Origin of the sequence: Nocardia sp. NPDC019323, from assembly GCF_044389845.1 — a bacterium.
In the GTDB taxonomy this organism is placed as follows: Bacteria; Actinomycetota; Actinomycetes; order Mycobacteriales; family Mycobacteriaceae; genus Nocardia; species Nocardia implantans.
On record NZ_JBIRYN010000006.1, the window covers coordinates 84,359 to 100,914 of the forward strand.

At 69.0% G+C, this 16,556-nt stretch carries 18 protein-coding genes; 8 read left to right on the plus strand and 10 right to left on the minus strand.

Annotated elements, in window-relative coordinates:
• Positions 1 to 51 precede the first annotated feature (51 nt).
• Entirely contained in the window at positions 52 to 1,251 is a 1,200-nt protein-coding gene (locus ACH49X_RS22530) for an NAD(P)/FAD-dependent oxidoreductase (protein WP_195080549.1), read from the minus strand.
• A gap of 66 nt (positions 1,252 to 1,317) precedes the next feature.
• Between ACH49X_RS22530 and ACH49X_RS22535 the strand changes: the two genes are divergently transcribed.
• Entirely contained in the window at positions 1,318 to 1,854 is a 537-nt protein-coding gene (locus ACH49X_RS22535) for a helix-turn-helix domain-containing protein (RefSeq protein WP_357209020.1), read from the plus strand.
• A 27-nt stretch (positions 1,855 to 1,881) separates the two neighbouring features.
• On the opposite strand, the gene ACH49X_RS22540 is transcribed toward ACH49X_RS22535, so the two are convergent.
• Genes ACH49X_RS22540 through ACH49X_RS22550 form a run of 3 tightly spaced genes read right to left on the minus strand, consistent with a single transcriptional unit; the run spans position 1,882 to position 4,339 of the window.
• Positions 1,882 to 2,607: a phosphotransferase gene (locus ACH49X_RS22540; RefSeq protein ID WP_195080548.1), complete on the minus strand. Its 726-nt coding sequence runs from the start codon at positions 2,605 to 2,607 to the stop codon at positions 1,882 to 1,884.
• A gap of 3 nt (positions 2,608 to 2,610) precedes the next feature.
• Complete coding sequence (gene purE, locus ACH49X_RS22545; protein ID WP_195045335.1) at positions 2,611 to 3,126, minus strand: 5-(carboxyamino)imidazole ribonucleotide mutase; 516 nt, start codon at positions 3,124 to 3,126, stop codon at positions 2,611 to 2,613.
• Complete coding sequence (locus ACH49X_RS22550) at positions 3,119 to 4,339, minus strand: 5-(carboxyamino)imidazole ribonucleotide synthase (protein ID WP_397070742.1); 1,221 nt, start codon at positions 4,337 to 4,339, stop codon at positions 3,119 to 3,121. The genes purE and ACH49X_RS22550 overlap by 8 nt, the downstream gene beginning before the upstream one ends.
• Before the next feature lie 39 nt (positions 4,340 to 4,378).
• On the opposite strand from ACH49X_RS22550, the gene ACH49X_RS22555 reads away from it, so the two are divergent.
• Positions 4,379 to 4,918 carry a GtrA family protein gene (locus tag ACH49X_RS22555; protein WP_067803340.1) on the plus strand — a complete coding sequence of 180 codons (540 nt, stop codon included), beginning with the start codon at positions 4,379 to 4,381 and terminating at the stop codon, positions 4,916 to 4,918.
• A gap of 1 nt (position 4,919) precedes the next feature.
• Here the strand turns inward: ACH49X_RS22555 and ACH49X_RS22560 are convergent, their stop codons facing one another.
• The 3 genes from ACH49X_RS22560 to ACH49X_RS22570 are packed head-to-tail and all read right to left on the minus strand — an operon-like array spanning position 4,920 to position 7,463.
• A complete protein-coding gene (locus ACH49X_RS22560; protein ID WP_195080547.1) occupies positions 4,920 to 6,221 on the minus strand; it encodes a HAMP domain-containing sensor histidine kinase in 1,302 nt (433 codons plus the stop codon).
• A gap of 1 nt (position 6,222) precedes the next feature.
• A complete protein-coding gene (locus tag ACH49X_RS22565) occupies positions 6,223 to 6,900 on the minus strand; it encodes a response regulator transcription factor (protein ID WP_039796233.1) in 678 nt (225 codons plus the stop codon).
• 17 nt (positions 6,901 to 6,917) lie between these two features.
• Positions 6,918 to 7,463, minus strand: a complete 546-nt coding sequence (locus ACH49X_RS22570; RefSeq protein ID WP_195080546.1) for a PH domain-containing protein — start codon at positions 7,461 to 7,463, stop codon at positions 6,918 to 6,920.
• 159 nt (positions 7,464 to 7,622) lie between these two features.
• On the opposite strand from ACH49X_RS22570, the gene ACH49X_RS22575 reads away from it, so the two are divergent.
• On the plus strand, positions 7,623 to 8,576 hold the full coding sequence (locus ACH49X_RS22575) for an acyl-ACP desaturase (RefSeq protein WP_195080545.1): 954 nt from the start codon (positions 7,623 to 7,625) through the stop codon (positions 8,574 to 8,576).
• 30 nt (positions 8,577 to 8,606) lie between these two features.
• On the opposite strand, the gene ACH49X_RS22580 is transcribed toward ACH49X_RS22575, so the two are convergent.
• Both ACH49X_RS22580 and ACH49X_RS22585 read right to left on the minus strand, forming a co-directional pair.
• A complete protein-coding gene (locus ACH49X_RS22580) occupies positions 8,607 to 9,410 on the minus strand; it encodes a biotin--[acetyl-CoA-carboxylase] ligase (protein ID WP_323123972.1) in 804 nt (267 codons plus the stop codon).
• 27 nt (positions 9,411 to 9,437) lie between these two features.
• A complete protein-coding gene (locus ACH49X_RS22585; RefSeq protein WP_195080544.1) occupies positions 9,438 to 9,626 on the minus strand; it encodes a hypothetical protein in 189 nt (62 codons plus the stop codon).
• A gap of 203 nt (positions 9,627 to 9,829) precedes the next feature.
• Here ACH49X_RS22585 and ACH49X_RS22590 point away from each other — a divergent pair, with 203 nt between their 5' ends.
• The 3 genes from ACH49X_RS22590 (at position 9,830) to ACH49X_RS22600 (ending at position 12,624) form a co-directional block, all read left to right on the plus strand.
• On the plus strand, positions 9,830 to 11,470 hold the full coding sequence (locus tag ACH49X_RS22590; protein WP_195080543.1) for an acyl-CoA carboxylase subunit beta: 1,641 nt from the start codon (positions 9,830 to 9,832) through the stop codon (positions 11,468 to 11,470).
• 201 nt (positions 11,471 to 11,671) lie between these two features.
• Positions 11,672 to 11,995 (plus strand): acyl-CoA carboxylase subunit epsilon, encoded by a 324-nt coding sequence (locus ACH49X_RS22595; protein ID WP_397070748.1) that lies wholly within the window; start codon positions 11,672 to 11,674, stop codon positions 11,993 to 11,995.
• Positions 11,992 to 12,624: a nucleoside triphosphate pyrophosphatase gene (locus ACH49X_RS22600; RefSeq protein WP_195080541.1), complete on the plus strand. Its 633-nt coding sequence runs from the start codon at positions 11,992 to 11,994 to the stop codon at positions 12,622 to 12,624. The genes ACH49X_RS22595 and ACH49X_RS22600 overlap by 4 nt, the downstream gene beginning before the upstream one ends.
• On the opposite strand, the gene ACH49X_RS22605 is transcribed toward ACH49X_RS22600, so the two are convergent.
• Positions 12,553 to 13,326, minus strand: coding sequence for a metalloregulator ArsR/SmtB family transcription factor (locus tag ACH49X_RS22605; RefSeq protein ID WP_195080540.1), 774 nt, complete (start codon positions 13,324 to 13,326; stop codon positions 12,553 to 12,555). The genes ACH49X_RS22600 and ACH49X_RS22605 overlap by 72 nt on opposite strands.
• A 168-nt stretch (positions 13,327 to 13,494) precedes the next feature.
• On the opposite strand from ACH49X_RS22605, the gene ACH49X_RS22610 reads away from it, so the two are divergent.
• Both ACH49X_RS22610 and ACH49X_RS22615 read left to right on the plus strand, forming a co-directional pair.
• On the plus strand, positions 13,495 to 14,412 hold the full coding sequence (locus tag ACH49X_RS22610; protein ID WP_357104120.1) for a sulfurtransferase: 918 nt from the start codon (positions 13,495 to 13,497) through the stop codon (positions 14,410 to 14,412).
• Between the two features lie 197 nt (positions 14,413 to 14,609).
• Positions 14,610 to 16,415: an acetyl/propionyl/methylcrotonyl-CoA carboxylase subunit alpha gene (locus ACH49X_RS22615; RefSeq protein WP_357209022.1), complete on the plus strand. Its 1,806-nt coding sequence runs from the start codon at positions 14,610 to 14,612 to the stop codon at positions 16,413 to 16,415.
• Positions 16,416 to 16,556: the final 141 nt, after the last annotated feature.

Genomic DNA, 16,556 nt, shown 5'->3' on the forward strand with positions numbered 1-16,556 from the left:
CAGCACCCTCCCCGGTCGAGGTAGTTCGACCGGCGACCTCTTGTAGCGCTGTTACACAACCTGCTCGGCGGCGGCCTGCGCACCGCCACGCTGGGCCTGCAACAACTGCGGCCGGTGCTTGCCGTCCTTGGGCCAGTGGTGCGAGCCGGGCTTGCGCGCTTCGTTCGCCAAGTGCTTCACGCTGGAGAGGCAGGCGAACTCCTTGAGTTTCTTGCCCGCCAGACCGCTGAAGTACAGCGGCATCGCGGTGTCGTCCTTGCGGCCGAGCTGGAAAATTCCGGCGCCCCGGCCGAAGCTGATGCACATCGCGGGGAAGGACAGATCGATCGGCTCCGGATGCTCACCCGCGATCCGATTCAGCACCGTGTCGGCGGCATGCGCGCCGAGGCAACCCGCGGCATAGGCGCTCATCCGGAACGGCAGGTCCGACGGCGCCGCCGCATCACCGGCCGCCACGATGCGCTCATCGTCGACGCTGGTCAACGTCTCATCGGTGAGCAGCCGCCCCGCGGTGTCCGTGCTCAGCCCGCTGCGGGCGGCCAGATCCGGCACACCGAACCCGGCGGTCCAGATGGTGACCCGACTCGCCAACCCACGGCCGTCACCGAGTTCCACGGCATCGCTCGTCACCGCCGCCACCGCCGCATCCGGACCCTCCAGCACGGTGACCCCCAGCCCGGCAAGGTACTTGCGAGCCTTGCGCCGCGCCTTCGGGTGCAGGTACGGACCGACGACACCGCCACACACCAACGTGACGGCGCGCCCCCGCTCGGCCAGCTCCGCGGCGGTCTCGATGCCGCTCGGGCCGCCACCGACGACCGTCACCGGAGCTGTCATCGGCGTGTCGAAGAGCACCGACCGCAGCCGCTGCGCCGCCTCCAAAGTGGCGACCGGGTAGGCGAACTCGGCCGCGCCCGGCACTCGCGGCCCCGCGCTGCCGCTGCCTACCGCGTACACCAAGTAGTCGTAGCGAAGGCTGCCACCGTCGGCCAGCGTCACACTGCGCTCGGCCGCGTCGATCCGCGTCACGCTGTCCGCAACCAGCCGAACGCCCTCGGCCAGCACGTCCTGATAGTCGACGACCGCATCGTGGGTGCCGCCCACCAACTGATGCAACCGCAGCCGTGGGACGAAGACCTGGCGCGGATTGACGACGGTCACCCGCACGTCGTCACGCTGCGTCAGGCGATTGGCCGCCATCACCCCGGCATACCCGCCGCCGATCACGACCACATCGATGTTCTCGCTCATGGGTGTCTCCTTCGCTCCGAGAGGCTCGAGCACAAGACACCGCATCCCCGACCATCCTGACACGATGTGACGCAGATCACTGAACTATGGCCGCTGGGCGGCGCGCACCGTATCCGCACACGACAGCGCGCAGCCGCCGCATGGCCATTCGATTTCCGAGACGCCAAGCGCGCCGAGCCAGGAGCCATCGACGCAGACGTCGCAGCTCGCGCGATGCGCCGGATCAAGGACTATCTGATGCGACACCCAGGCGAGCAGACCATTCAGGTGGCCCCTGAGCATCCAGGGGATGACGCCTTGGTGTTGCCCCGGCAGGCCGTCAGCATGTTGGCCTTCATCCTGGCGCAAGCAGCAGAGGGTCGCGGTGTCACCGTGGTGCCCTCGCACGCCGAACTCACCACGCAGCAGGCGGCAGACATGCTGAACGTGTCGCGGCCTTACGTCGTGACGCTGCTGGAGACAGGCGAGATCCCCTTCCGCCTGGTGGGTCGCCATCGCCGGATCCGATACGACGACTTGAAGCAGTACCAGCAGCGAGCCGAGGTCAAGAGCCGAGCCGCGATGGACGAATTGGCGGAACTCGGCCAAGACCTCGGCATCTGACCATGGCCGCAGGTCGACTTCGTCGCGCTACAACGCGGCTTCCAGCTCGGCGCGATGCTCGGTGACCCATCGCTGTGCGGCGCGAATGCGTGCGGGCACGCCGTTCGCGCTGAGGCGCACCATGGCGGGTTCGCCGGCAACGGAGGCGATTTCGATGCCGCGCGCGCAGCGCTGCTGCCACCACAGGATCGTGTCGACGAGTTCGGCGCGTTCGTCGGTTCCGTAGGCGTCGCACATGAGGCGCAGCAGCGCGGCGGTCCTGGCAAGATCGCGGACGCCGGGACCCAGATCGAGAAACTGCCAGCAGGCATGCGCGAGATCGTGGATGCGGCGACCGGGGGCGGCGAGGTCCCAGTCCAGGAATGCCACGGGCCGGATGCCATCGCGGTACACCGTGTTCCGGGGCGAGAGGTCGTTGTGACACACCACCTCCGCAGCCCCGGCGAGGTCGGCACCCGCGGTCAGATCGTGAAACTCGCGGATCAGCTCCGCTACCTGAGACAAGGCCGCGTAGGAGCCGGTCGACGGCGAGCGGAGTCCATCGAGCGGCACCTGCCCGTCGAGGTAGGTGAGGATTTCGCGCCCTCGCTCGTCCGTACCCAGGAAGCGAGGTGCGCCCGCCCAGCCGGATTGCTCGAACCATGCGAGCAGTCCGTGCACGAAATCCGCGCGCGCGGCCGGGCGGCGGCGAACGGTGTCGCCGACCCGCACCACGACGTTGACCGAACCCCCAGGTAAGGGGACCTCGGGCACCGCTCAGCCCAGGAGTTTGGTGCGCAGCGCGTCGTCCTTTTCCAGGACCATCTGCTCGAGCCCGGCTTGGAACTGTTCCATGCGGGTGCGCAGGGAAGGGTCGTGGGCGGCGAGGATGCGGGCGGCGAGCAGGCCCGCGTTGCGGGCGCCGCCGATGGAGACGGTGGCGACCGGAACGCCTGCGGGCATCTGGACGATGGACAGCAGCGAATCCATGCCGTCGAGGTACTTCAGCGGCACCGGCACGCCGATCACCGGCAGCGGAGTCGCGGAGGCGACCATGCCCGGCAGGTGCGCCGCGCCGCCCGCGCCCGCGATGATGACCTTCAACCCGCGCCCCGCCGCCGAACGCGCGTAGTCGAGCATCCGCTGCGGGGTGCGGTGCGCCGAGACGACGCCGACCTCGAACCGGATCCCGAACTCGGCCAGCGCCTCCGCGGCGGCCTCCATGGTCGGCCAGTCCGAGTCGCTGCCCATGATCAGGCCGACCGCGGGGGCGATGGCCAGTTCCTCACTCATGCGGATCCCATCCGTCGGTCCAGATCGCGTGCGACATCCAGTGCGCCGCCCGCTCGGCCTTCTCCCTGACCTCGGCCACGTCGTCGCCGAGGATGTTGACGTGCCCGATCTTGCGATCCTGGCGCTCGCCCTTGCCGTACAGGTGCACCTTCGCCTCCGGAATCCTGGCGAACAGGTGGTGCAGCCGCTCGTCCATCGACATCTCCGGGGCCTGCGGCGCGCCGAGGATGTTCGCCATCACGGTCACCGGCGCCAGCGGCGCGGTGTCGCCGAGCGGGTAGTCCAGCACGGCGCGCAAATGCTGCTCGAACTGCCCGGTGCGGGCGCCGTCCATGCCCCAGTGCCCGGAGTTGTGCGGGCGCATGGCCAGCTCGTTCACCAGCAGCTCCCCCTCGGCGGTTTCGAACAGCTCCACCGCCATGACACCGACGACGCCGAGTTCCCCGGCGAGATTCAACGCCATGGTCTCCGCCGCGGCGGCCGTGTCCTCCGGCAGGCCGGGCGCGGGCGCGATGACGACCGCGCACTGCCCCTTGCGCTGCACGGTCTCCACCACCGGCCAGGTCGCCGCCTGCCCGAACGGCGAACGGGCCACCATCGCCGAGAGCTCTCGTTTCAGCTCGACCTTCGTCTCGGCCAGCAACCGGACGCCGTAGGCGAGCTGATCGGTGGCGATCGCCGCGGCCTCCTCGGCGGACTCGGGCATCCAGACGCCGCGCCCGTCGTAACCGCCGCGCACCGCCTTCAGCACGATCCGCCAACCGTGCTCGTCGCCGAAGCGCACCGCGTCATCGACCGAGGCCACCGGCGTGAAGGCGGGCACGGGCAGCCCGAGTTCGCTCAGTTTCACCCGCATCGCCAGCTTGTCCTGCGCGTAGACCAGCGCCTGCGGCGGCGGCTGCACGTTGACGCCTTCCGCGACCAGCGCCTCGAGGTGCTCGGTCGGCACGTGCTCGTGGTCGAAGGTCAGCGCGTGCGAGCCGACCGCCGCTTTACGCAGCGCGGTCAGATCGGTGTGGCTGCCGAGCACCACCTCCGGGCTGACCTGGGCGGCCGGGTCGTCGGGGTTCTCGGCGAGCACGCGCAGCCGCTGGCCGAGCGCGATCGCCGCCTGGTGGGTCATGCGCGCCAGCTGGCCGCCGCCGATCATGGTGACGGTGGGCATGGCCGATGGATCGAAGGAACGTGCGCTCACGTCGGACAATATTGTCATGTCCGGCGCAAATGACAGCGACCGGTACACTCCGGTCTTGTGTCATTCGTCGACGACGTGGTCAGCGTCCTCCCCCAGCCGCTGCAAGATATCGCGTACCGGCAGCGGGAATTGATCAAGTTCGCGATCGTCGGCGCGACCACGTTCGTGATCGACAGCGGCATCTTCTACGTACTCAAGTGGACGGTGCTCGCGGAGAAACCGGTCACGGCCAAGATCATTTCCGGTGTCATCGCCGTGATCGCGTCCTACATTCTGAACCGGGAATGGTCGTTCAAGAATCGCGGCGGGCGGGAACGTCATCACGAAGCGCTGCTGTTCTTCGTCGTCAGCGGCGTCGGCGTCGTTCTCGCCTTCACCCCGCTGTGGATTTCCAGCTACGTCTTCGACCTGCGCCAGCCCAACGTGAGCTTCACGGTCGAGAACATCGCCGACTTCATCAGCGCGTTCATCATCGGCAATCTGCTGCAGATGGCGTTCCGTTTCTGGGCGATGCGCCGCTGGGTCTTCCCGGACGAAATGAGCGAACTGGAAGCGGAATTCGTCGACCTCGTGGAAGAGGAACTCGGCCGCGGCTGAGTCACCGCGGCTCGGGCGCCACCGAGCTGGCCGGACGGGCCTTCGAACCGAGGAACACCGCGAACAGCGCGGGCCTGCGCCGCTGCAATTCCAGCCGCCCGCCGTCCGCCTCGACCAGCGCCCGCGCCAGCGCCAGCCCGACACCGGTGGAACCGCCCGCGGAGAAACCCCGGTCGAAGATGTGCGGGGCCAGCTCGTCGCGCACCCCGTGCCCCTCGTCGGCAACCTCGACGCACACCAGCGGCTCGCGATCGGCTCCTGGCCGCACCGAACGCACCGACACCGTGCACGTGCCACCGCCGTGCATGAGCGCGTTGTCCACCAGCACCGCCACCGCCTCGCGCAGGCGCGAACCCGTGATCGGGGCGCGCAACGACTCGTCGCCGGTGAGCGTGAGCGTGCGGCCCGCCTCGGTGAACGGGTGCTTCCATTCGGCCACGACGCCGCGCAGCTCGTCCATCACCGGAACCGGATCGCGGTCGGCCGCGTCCTCGTCGCGGGAGGCGCGGACCAGGTCGTCGATCGCGTCGGTGAGCCGGTCGACCTGGGCCATCGCCTCCTCGGCCTCGTGCACCACCTCCGGGTCGGCGTGCGCGGACAACTCGTCCAGGCGCAACCGCACGGCGGTCAACCTGCTGCGCAGCTGATGGGAGACGTCCGCCACCAACGCGTGTTCGCGCTGGAGTCGTCCGGCGATCTCCACCGTCGCCGAGTCGAGCACGTCGGAGACGCGATCCAGTTCGGAGATGCCGTGCCTGCGCGGGTCGGGCCGGAAATCGCCCATGGCCAGCCGCGCCGCGCGCGCGGCGACGTCCCGGAGCGGATCGGCCACCCGCCGGGCGGTGACCACCGCGACCGACACCGCCGCGCCGAGCGAGGCGAGCACCGCCAGCGCGACCACCGCGACCGCTTGACGCTGCATGGCGTGCATCGGTGCGGACGGCACCTCCAGGCGCAGCGACGCGGACTTGCCCATCGACAGCGACTCGACCAGCGGGTCGGACACCTGGGCGACACCGATGTCGCGACGCACCGCGTTGTCCTGCCGCGAGGGATAGACGATGGTGAGCCGGCCGTTCTCGGGCACCAGCGGCGCCACCGACCGGACGTCCAGCTCGCCGGAGACGGTGCCGTCGCGTTCCTGCGCGATGATCTCGGCGGCGATCCGGTCCAGCCGGTTCTGCAGGTCGTTGCGCGTGATGTCCTCCACCCACAACCACGCCGTGTAGATGAGCGGCACGCCGAGCACCACCGTGGTGAGGGTCAGCACGGTGAGCATGGAACGCAGGATGCGGCGGCGCACGTCAGTCGGTGTTCAGCCGGAATCCGACACCGCGGACGGTGACGATGCGCCGTTCGGCCATGGGGCCCTCGTCCCCGATCTTGCGGCGCAACCAGGACATGTGCATGTCCAACGTCTTGGAACCGCGCAACTCCGCGTCGCCCCAGACCTCGCGCAGGATGGTCTCGCGCGGCACCACCTGACCTGCCCGGTCGATCAGCACCTTGAGCAGCTCGTATTCCTTGTTCGCCAAGCCGATTTCGACCCCGTTGACCAGGACGCGCCGGGCGGCAGGCTCCAGCCGGATACCGCCCACCTCCACCGTGTCGTCGCCGATCCCGCTGCGCCGCAACAGCGCTCGCACCCGGGCGAGCAGCTCGGCGAGGCGGAACGGCTTGCCCACGTAGTCGTCGGCGCCCGCGTCCAGCCCCACGACGAAATCCACCTCGTCGGTGCGCGCGGTGAGCATCAGCACGGCCAGATCGGCGCCGCGGGCGCGCACCTGACGGCACACCTCCAGCCCGTCCATGCCGGGCAGACCGAGATCGAGAATGAGCAGGTCGTGCCCGCCTTCCAGGGCCCGCTGCAGCACCGCGGGGCCGAAACTCTCGACGGTCACCGAGTAGCCCTCGCGGCCGAGCGCGCGCGACAACGGGGCCGCGATGGCGTCGTCGTCCTCGGCCAGCAGTACAGCGGTCATACGCCCAGGTTACGGGCTCACCGGTAGCTGCGGCGGTCGTCCCAGCGCTCGTCGCGCCCGTCCCGGTGGCGTTCGACCTCGAACACTTGGTGGTACAGCAGCGAATGCACCTGCTGGACCGAGGGGATGTCGTCGTATTCCAGCGGCTCCGACGAGGACGACTCGATGATCAAGGTCCCGGTGCCGAGCAGCCGATCGAAAAGCCCGTGCCGGAACTGCACGCTGGAGATCCGGCTCATCGGGATGTCGATGCCGCTGTGGGTGAGCACGCCCTGACGCACCAGCACCCGCCGGTCGGTGACGATGAAATGCGTCGACTTCCAGCTGATAATCGGTACGGCGCAACGCCATAGCAGAATCGCCACATACACCACGAGCACCGTGATGAGCAGCGCCGAGCCGGTGGTGCCGGTGGCCTTCTGCGAAATGAGTCCCCCTGCGAAACCCGCGAGAGCGGTGGCCACGATGAGTGTCACGATCGGCCAGAAGAGCATCTTCCAATGCGGGTGGCGATGCAGCAGCAACCGTTCGTCGGGCGCCAGCACATCCTCGGGATAACCCATGTCAGGAACACTACCGCGTCGAGATGCCGGAACGGCTGACACCGCAGCGCGTCATGCTGCACAATCAGCACCCTGCGTGTGACGATTCCGCGCAGTGGCTCTCTGTATCGCGCAACGCCCGGCTCACCATCATCGCCGATTCCGACCGTGGAGGAACGCGTGACCAAAGACCTGACCCCGCTGCAGATCCTGGCCGAACTCGAACCCGTCGCCGAAGCGAACGTCCACCGGCACCTGTCCATGGCGAAAGACTGGAATCCGCACGACTACGTGCCGTGGAGCGAGGGCCGCAACTTCGCCGCCCTCGGCGGCGAGGACTGGGCGCCGGAGCAATCGCGTCTCGGCGAGGTCGCCAGGGTCGCCATGATCACCAACCTGCTCACCGAGGACAACCTGCCCTCCTACCACCGCGAGATCGCCGAGAACTTCTCCCAGGACGGCGCATGGGGCACCTGGGTCGATCGCTGGACCGCCGAGGAGAACCGCCACGGCATCGCCATGCGGGACTACCTGGTCGTCACCCGCGCCGTGGACCCGGTCGCCCTGGAAGACGCTCGGATGGTGCACATGAGCAACGGCGTCCAGTCGCCGGACGGGTGGGGCGGATTCCTGGCGAGCGTCGCCTACGTCACCTTCCAGGAACTGGCCACCCGTGTCTCGCACCGCAATACCGGCAAGGCGTGTGAGGACGCCGTGGCCGATCGCCTGCTCCAGCGCATCGCCGCAGACGAGAACCTGCACATGATCTTCTATCGCTCGGTGTGCGGCGCGGCGCTGGACCTGGTCCCCGATCAGGCCATGCCCGCGATCACCAAGATCGTGACGAACTTCCTGATGCCAGGCGCCGGGATGCCCAATTTCCGCCGCTACGGCGTGCTGATGGCCAAGCACGGCATCTACGACCTGCGCCAGCACCTGGACGAGGTCCTCGAACCGGTGCTCAAGCAGTGGAACGTCTTCGAACGCGCGGATTTCGGGCCGCGCGGCGAGCAAGCGCGCGACGAACTGGGCGAGTTCCTGGAGAAACTGGGCAAGAACGTGATCAAGTTCGAGGAGCAGCGCGATCGCGCGCTCGCCAGGGACGCCGCTCGCGGCGCCGTCCAGCCCGTCTGAGACCGCGGCCGATCAGGGCGGCGGATGTCCTCAGTACTGGGCGCGCAGATGCGTCACGTCGCCCGCCGACACCGCTTCGCCGCCGATGATCAGGCGGCCGTAGTCGTCGACGCCCTCGGCGATGCCGGTGAGCATCCGGCCGCCGGGCAGTTCGGCGCGGACCTCCGTGCCGATCGTGGCGCAGCGCTCGCGGTAGGCGGCGGCCAGTTCGTCGGTCGCCCAGTCCGCGTCGCGCCAAGCGGTGAAGCGCTGTGCGAACTCGGTCAGCAGAGACCGCACGAGCACCGTGCGATCGGTCTGCCGCGCGCCCGCGACGGTCAGCGACGTCGCGTGCGGCACCGGCAGTTCTTCCCGGGTCAGACTCACATTGAGCCCCAGCCCGATCACGACGGCGGGCGCGCCGCCCCCGCTCGCGGCGACCTCGGCCAGGATGCCCGCCACCTTGCGGCCGTCGATCAGCACGTCGTTGGGCCACTTGAGCTCCGCGGCCACGCCCGCCGTGGTCCGCAGCGCGTCGACCACGGCGACGCCGGTGAGCAGCGCCAGCCAGGCCAGCGAGGCGGGGCCGATCCCGGGCAGACGCACGAGTATCGACATCGCCAGCTGCGCCCGCGGCGGGCTCACCCAGGCACGCGCGTGCCTGCCACGCCCCCGCACTTGGGTTTCCGCCAGCAGAACCACGCGGTCGGCGGCCGGATCGGCCGCCAGCGCGATCAGATCCGCGTTCGTGGACCCGGTCGACTCCACCACGTCGATCCGCGAGAAGAACGACAGTTCGGGCGAGTCGACGGCACTGCGCCGCAACTGCTCTGCATCCAACGGTGGCCTCTGCACACCGGCAGGCTACTCGCCGCGCGGCGGCTATCCGGCGAGGTCGTATCCGGAGACGACCGGGTCGCGGGCAGCCATGCCCGCGCCGTCGTCCTCCCGCTCGCCTTCCCCGGTCTCCGTCCAGCGCTCCGGCTCGCCGTACTTCGCGGCCGTCTCGGTGGTCCGCGTCCACGCCGCCGCGGCGGCGTATTCGGCGAACGTTCTACCCCATTCCCACATGACGCGCTCCTCCCCTGAGCCCGGAATCGTTCCCTCAGGGTAGCCGGGCCCAACCGGCGGGCGATACTCATTTTCCGCCTCGCCAACCCTGCTACCGACCAGGAAGTTTGCCTCCGAAATCTGATCTAGCTGCGGTTTTCTACTCGTCGGTAGCCCCACTCTGGGTTACAGACACGCACTGGCACTGGTTACACTCCGAAGCCATGACGAGTGTCCAGCAGCAGCCCGCATCAGGTCCCGCGGGTTCCCCCGATATCCACACCACCGCTGGGAAGCTGGCTGACCTGCGGAATCGGCTGGAAGAGGCCAAGCACCCGATGGGCGAGGCCGCGGTCGACAAGGTGCACGCGAAGGGCAAGATGACCGCCCGCGAGCGCATCCTCGCCCTGCTGGACGAAGGCTCGTTCGTCGAACTCGACGCCTTGGCCCGCCACCGCAGCGTGAACTTCGGCCTGGAGAACAACCGCCCGCTCGGCGACGGCGTTGTGACCGGTTACGGCACCATCGACGGCCGCGACGTCTGCATCTTCAGCCAGGACGTCACCGTGTTCGGCGGCAGCCTCGGCGAGGTCTACGGCGAGAAGATCGTCAAGGTCATGGACCTGGCCCTGAAGACGGGCCGTCCGCTGATCGGCATCAACGAGGGCGCGGGCGCGCGCATCCAGGAGGGCGTGGTCTCCCTCGGCCTCTACGGCGAGATCTTCCACCGCAACATCCAGGCCTCCGGCGTGATCCCGCAGATCTCGCTGATCATGGGCCCCGCCGCCGGCGGCCACGTGTACTCCCCCGCGCTGACCGACTTCGTCGTGATGGTCGACGGCAGCAGCCAGATGTTCGTGACCGGCCCCGACGTCATCAAGACGGTCACCGGCGAGGACGTCACCATGGAGGACCTCGGCGGCGCGCACACGCACATGACCAAGTCCGGCGTGGCGCACTACGTCGCCTCCGGCGAGCAGGACGCCCTGGACTATGTCAAGGACCTGCTGTCCTACCTGCCCAGCAACAACCGGGCCGAGGCCCCGCGGTTCCCGGCCACCGATCCGATCGATGGCGCGATCGAGGACTCGCTCACCGAAGAAGACCTCGAGCTGGACACGATCATCCCGGACTCGCCGAACCAGCCCTACGACATGCATGAGGTGATCCGTCGCCTGCTCGACGACGACGAGTTCCTCGAGGTGCAGGCCGAGCGCGCGATGAACATCATCGTCGGCTTCGGCCGGATCGACGGGCGCAGCGTCGGCATCGTGGCCAACCAGCCCACCCAGTTCGCCGGCTGCCTCGACATCGACGCCTCGGAGAAGGCCGCGCGCTTCGTGCGCACCTGCGACGCGTTCAACATCCCGATCATCACCCTGGTCGACGTGCCGGGCTTCCTGCCCGGCACCGGACAGGAATACAACGGCATCATCCGCCGCGGCGCGAAGCTGCTCTACGCCTACGGCGAGGCCACTGTGGGCAAAATCACGATCATCACCCGCAAGGCCTACGGCGGCGCCTACGACGTCATGGGTTCCAAGCACATGGGCGCCGACGTGAACCTCGCCTGGCCGACCGCGCAGATCGCCGTCATGGGCGCTTCCGGCGCCGTGGGCTTCGTCTACCGCAAGCAGCTGCAGCAGGCCGCCAAGGACGGCGCGGACGTCGATGCGCTGCGGCTCGAGCTCCAGAACGAGTACGAGGACACGCTCGTGAACCCGTACGTCGCCGCCGAGCGCGGCTACGTGGACGCGGTCATTCCGCCCTCGCACACCCGCGGCCAGATCGTCTCCGCGCTGCGGCTGCTCGAGCGCAAGATGGTGACTCTGCCGCCGAAGAAACACGGCAACATCCCGCTGTGATCGAGCGATACCCTCGATAAGCCGCGCGCAAAGGGTGGCATCGGCCTCGGTAACACTTACGCTGGCGTGTACCGGCTTGTTGCAGAGAAGCAATGAGTGCCTCCGAGGACGATTGCTTCATCCATAACTTGTCGGAAAACGGGAACAGCCTGATCAGTTCCGCTGATAGAGGCGAAGAGAGGACCTGGCACTGTGACGACCGTGGCAGAAGAAGATGTGTTGAGCGCCGTCGAACTGGATCTCACAGTCGACCCGATCGCGGACGAGGCCGGGTCGGCCGGCTCGAACGCGGCAGCGCAATCCGCCGAGGCCACCCCGGAGCCGTTCTTCCGTGTCGTGAAGGGCTCGCCGACCGACGAGGAACTCGCCGCGCTGGTGTGCGTGCTTTCCGCCGTCGCGAACAGCGCGGCGCCGGCCGGTCCGACCGGCCCGCCGGACCTGTGGGGTCACCCGACGCTGCTGCATCGCGGCGCTTCCCCGTTCTCCCCGTACTCCTTCCCGCAGTTGTCCCACCTGCGCGGGTGACGCGGCTGATCCTGGCCTCCGCGTCACCGGCCCGCCGGGAGGTGCTCCGCTCGGCGGGCATCGACCCGATCGTCCGGGTCTCCGCCGTGGACGAGGACGCGGTCGCCGCGGCCCTTCCCGCCGGCACGCCTCCGCAGGGCGTCGTGGTGGAGCTTGCGCGCGCCAAAGCGGCGGCCGTCGCCGCAGCGATCCCGGAGTTCGCCGACGATTGCGTTGTGGTGGCCTGTGATTCCATGCTGCTCGTGGACGGCGAGTTGCAGGGGAAGCCGCACACCCCCGAGGTCGCTCGCGCGCGCTGGGGCGACATGGCGGGGCGCAGCGCGGATCTGGTCACCGGCCACTGCGTGGTGCGGATGCGCGAGGGCGGGATCATCGCCGAGGCGGTCGACTGCAGCAGCACCACCGTGCATTTCGCCAAGCCGGAGCCGGACGAGCTGGACGCCTACATCGCCACCGGCGAGCCGCTCGAGGTGGCGGGCGCGTTCACCCTCGACGGACTCGGCGGCTGGTTCGTCGATCGCATCGATGGCGACCCGTCCAGCGTCATCGGCATCGGGCTACCACTGCTGCGCCGATTGCTTGGCGATGTTGGGATCGGCGTTACGCAGTTGTGGGGCCATACGGCCTGACGGCGTGGTCAACGCCTCGGCGTCACCGCCGGGGGGCACCTTCGCCGTCTCCTGGGCCTCCGCGCGCTGCGCCGCGATGAGTTCCAGCCGGGCCACGCACAGCTCGGGCTCGACGAACGGATGCATCCGCACGTCGATCCCCTGCGCGCCGCCTCGGCGCAGCACGTCTTCGAGCAGCCCCAGGTGCACGCCGCAGACCACGTCGGAATGCGTCCGCGCGAGTTCGCGCAGCGGACACGCCGTCATCCGGATCAGCACCTTCCCCTCGTGCTCCGGGGAAGTGTCGCGCTCGGGCGCGAAACCCAGTTCCGACATCAACGTCATCGTGAGGTCCTTGGCGTCCTCCAGCGACTCGACCCGATGGTCACCGACGTCGAGTCTGCTGCCCCAAGCGCGGCCCGCCGCATTCGCCGCCTCCGCTCTGCGCCGGGGATCGGGGCCGAGCTGGTCGGCGAGCACCTGCGCCAAGTCCTGGTAGCCGACCGATCGCTGCACCGCGCTGTATCCGATGCGCGGTCGCCCGCGGCCACGCGGCGGCTGCTGGAACTGCCGGACGAGGGATTCCCTGGTGAGCACGTCGAGATGGAAGCGGACCGTGGTGACGTGCTGTCCGGTGATTCTGGCCAGTTCCTGGGCGTCGAGAGGCTCGCTGGCGCCACGTAGGATCGCGAGCAGTCGCCGCCGCGGCCAAGAATCGGACATAGCTCACCCCTCCTCCCGGGAGACTTTATCGGATGTAGGTGCCCTTTATTCGGCCCTCATCCGATTTGTGATCTGAAACGAGAGTCACTGTCGCCCCACAACTACCCTCGTTGTGAGACCTCGAACCGCCGCCACCGCCGTCCACCCATGCGTGAAGGACCCAACACCGTGCCCGTCGCTCCGGACCCTCATCCCTCACTCGGTTCCTACGCACACCCTCACCGACTAGTAACCACGGAGTGGCTGTCGGCAAACATAGGCGCGCGGGGACTCAAGATCATCGAGGCCAACGAGGACACGCTGCTCTACGACATCGGGCACGTTCCGGGCGCCACCAAACTGGATTGGCGAAGCGATCTGAACGATCCGGTCACGCGCGACTATATCGACGGAACGCGCTTCACCGAACTGATGCGCGCGAAAGGCATCAATCGTGACGACACGGTTGTGATCTACGGCGACCGGGGCAACACCCAGGCGGCGCACGCGGCCTGGGTGTTCACCCTGTTCGGACACGAAGACGTGCGCCTGCTCGACGGCGGCCGCGCGGCGTGGATCTCCGAGGGACGCGACACGACGTTCGAGCCCGACTACCCGGTGCGCAGCGACTATCCGGCCGTACGCCGCGACGACGGCACCTTTCGCGCCTTCCGCGAGGACGTGCTCGCCCACCTCGGCAAACCGGTGCTCGACGTACGCTCCGCCGAGGAGTACTCCGGCGCGCCCGCGCTGGGACCGGCCGATCCGGAAGGCGCGGCATTGCGCGGCGGCCACATCCCGAGCGCGTCGAACATTCCGTGGTCGGAGGCGCTCACCGCCGACGGGCGTTTCCGCTCCCGCACCGAACTCGAGGACGTCTACCGCGCGTTGACCGGTGCGGACGAGGTGATCGTCTACAGTCGAGTCGGCGCGCGATCCGGTCACAGCTGGTTCGTCCTGACCTACCTGCTCGGACGGCGCGGCGTACGCAACTACGACGGGTCGTGGACCGAGTGGGGGAACTCGGTGCGCATGCCGATCGCCACGGGCGGCGAACCCGGCGAAGTCCCCGCGCGCGCCGGGTCGCGACGCACGCGGAGCAGGTAGCCGGGGTGTCTCCCAAACACAGGACGCGTACGTTGTGATCCGCGACCTACTGTTCAGTAGGGCTAGCCGAGTTCGGCGACTGTTGGCAGACTGCCTACACTCGCCCGAGACGTAAGTTTGTCGATTACGGGAGCGGAGCCTGCGCAGCGACCCCACCCCCCGGCGAAGCGACCAGAAGAATGCACACAGGAGGCTCAGTGCCCAGCCATGCCAGCGCGCGGATCACAAAGGTACTCGTAGCTAACCGAGGCGAGATCGCCGTGCGCGTGATCCGGGCGGCCAAGGACGCCGGTATCGGCAGCGTCGCCGTTTACGCCGAGCCGGATGCCGATGCCCCGTTCGTCAAGCTCGCCGACGAGGCCTTCGCCCTCGGCGGGCAGACCTCGGCCGAGTCGTACCTGGTCTTCGACAAGATCCTCGACGCAGCGGCCAAGTCCGGCGCCGACGCCATCCACCCCGGCTACGGCTTCCTGTCGGAGAACGCCGACTTCGCCCAGGCCGTCATCGACGCAGGGCTGATCTGGATCGGCCCCTCGCCCCAGTCCATCCGCGACCTGGGCGACAAGGTCACCGCCCGGCACATCGCCGAGCGCGCGAAGGCGCCGATGGCCGCGGGCACCAAGGACCCGGTCAAGGACGCGAGCGAGGTCGTCGAGTTCGCGAAGACCTACGGCGTGCCGGTCGCCATCAAGGCGGCGTTCGGCGGCGGTGGCCGCGGCATGAAGGTCGCGCACTCCATCGAGGAGATCCCCGAGCTCTACGACTCGGCCGTGCGCGAGGCGACCGCCGCCTTCGGTCGCGGCGAGTGCTTCGTCGAGCAGTACCTGGACAAGGCCCGCCACGTCGAGGCGCAGGTCATCGCCGACAAGCACGGCAACGTCATCGTCGCGGGCACCCGCGACTGCTCGCTGCAGCGGCGCTTCCAGAAGCTGGTCGAGGAGGCCCCGGCGCCGTTCCTGTCCGACGAAGTGCGCGCGAAGATCCACGCCTCGGCCAAGGCCATTTGCAAGGAAGCCGGTTACTACGGCGCGGGCACCGTCGAGTACCTGGTGCAGGGCGAGACCGTCTCCTTCCTCGAGGTGAACACCCGGCTGCAGGTCGAGCACCCGGTCACCGAGGAGACCGCGGGGATCGACCTGGTGCGCCAGCAGTTCCGCATCGCCAACGGCGAGAAGCTGGAGATCACCGAGGACCCGACGCCGCGCGGCCACGCCTTCGAGTTCCGCATCAACGGCGAGGACGCCGGCCGCAACTTCCTGCCCGCCCCCGGCCCGGTTACCGTGTACAACGAGCCCGCCGGCCCCGGTGTCCGCGTGGACTCCGGCGTGGTGGCCGGCAGCGTGATCGGCGGGCAGTTCGACTCGATGCTGGCCAAGCTGATCGTCACCGGCGAGAACCGCACGCAGGCGCTGGAGCGGGCGCGGCGCGCGCTGGCCGAGTTCGAGGTCGACGGTCTGGCCACGGTCATCCCGTTCCACCGGGCGATCGTCGAGGATCCGGCGTTCATCGGTGACGGCGAGAAGTTCGACGTCTACACCAAGTGGATCGAAACCGAGTGGGTCAACACCATCGAGCCCTTCACCGGCTCGGGCGCCCCGGCCGACGAGGACGAGGAGGCGCCGCGGCAGAAGGTGGTCGTCGAGGTCGGCGGTCGCCGCGTCGAGGTGTCGCTGCCGGGCAACTTCACCGTCGGCGCGGGAGCGGCCGGAGCCGCGGGCAACGGCGCGGGCGTGATCCGCAAGAAGCCCAAGCCGCGCAAGCGTGGCGGCGCGGGTGGCGGCGCGGCCTCCGGTGACGCGGTCACCGCTCCGATGCAGGGCACCGTCGTCAAGGTCGCCGTCGAAGAGGGCCAGTCGGTCGAGGCGGGCGATCTGATCGTGGTGCTCGAGGCCATGAAGATGGAGAATCCGGTCAACGCGCACAAGGCGGGTGTGGTCACCGGCCTGTCCGTGGAGGCGGGCGCGGCGATCACCCAGGGCACCGTTCTGGCGGAGATCAAGTAGTACCCGGCGCAGGCCGGGACACGGGCGGGGGGGGGGGCCCCCCCCCCCCCCCCCCCCGGGGGGGGGGGGGGGGGGCCCCCCGCCCCCCCCCCCCCCCCCCCCCCCCCCACCACACCGGGGGGGAGAGTTATGAGGGGGGCC

Bases quoted from the DNA above. Each gene is read 5' to 3' on its own strand.
- ACH49X_RS22530 (WP_195080549.1), bottom strand. From the start codon at position 1,251: ATGAGCGAGAACATCGATGTGGTCGTGATCGGCGGCGGGTATGCCGGG.
- purE (WP_195045335.1), bottom strand. From the start codon at position 3,126: ATGAGTGAGGAACTGGCCATCGCCCCCGCGGTCGGCCTGATCATGGGC.
- ACH49X_RS22550 (WP_397070742.1), bottom strand. From the start codon at position 4,339: ATGACAATATTGTCCGACGTGAGCGCACGTTCCTTCGATCCATCGGCC.
- ACH49X_RS22565 (WP_039796233.1), bottom strand. From the start codon at position 6,900: ATGACCGCTGTACTGCTGGCCGAGGACGACGACGCCATCGCGGCCCCG.
- ACH49X_RS22570 (WP_195080546.1), bottom strand. From the start codon at position 7,463: ATGGGTTATCCCGAGGATGTGCTGGCGCCCGACGAACGGTTGCTGCTG.
- ACH49X_RS22585 (WP_195080544.1), bottom strand. From the start codon at position 9,626: ATGTGGGAATGGGGTAGAACGTTCGCCGAATACGCCGCCGCGGCGGCG.
- ACH49X_RS22590 (WP_195080543.1), top strand. From the start codon at position 9,830: ATGACGAGTGTCCAGCAGCAGCCCGCATCAGGTCCCGCGGGTTCCCCC.
- ACH49X_RS22605 (WP_195080540.1), bottom strand. From the start codon at position 13,326: ATGTCCGATTCTTGGCCGCGGCGGCGACTGCTCGCGATCCTACGTGGC.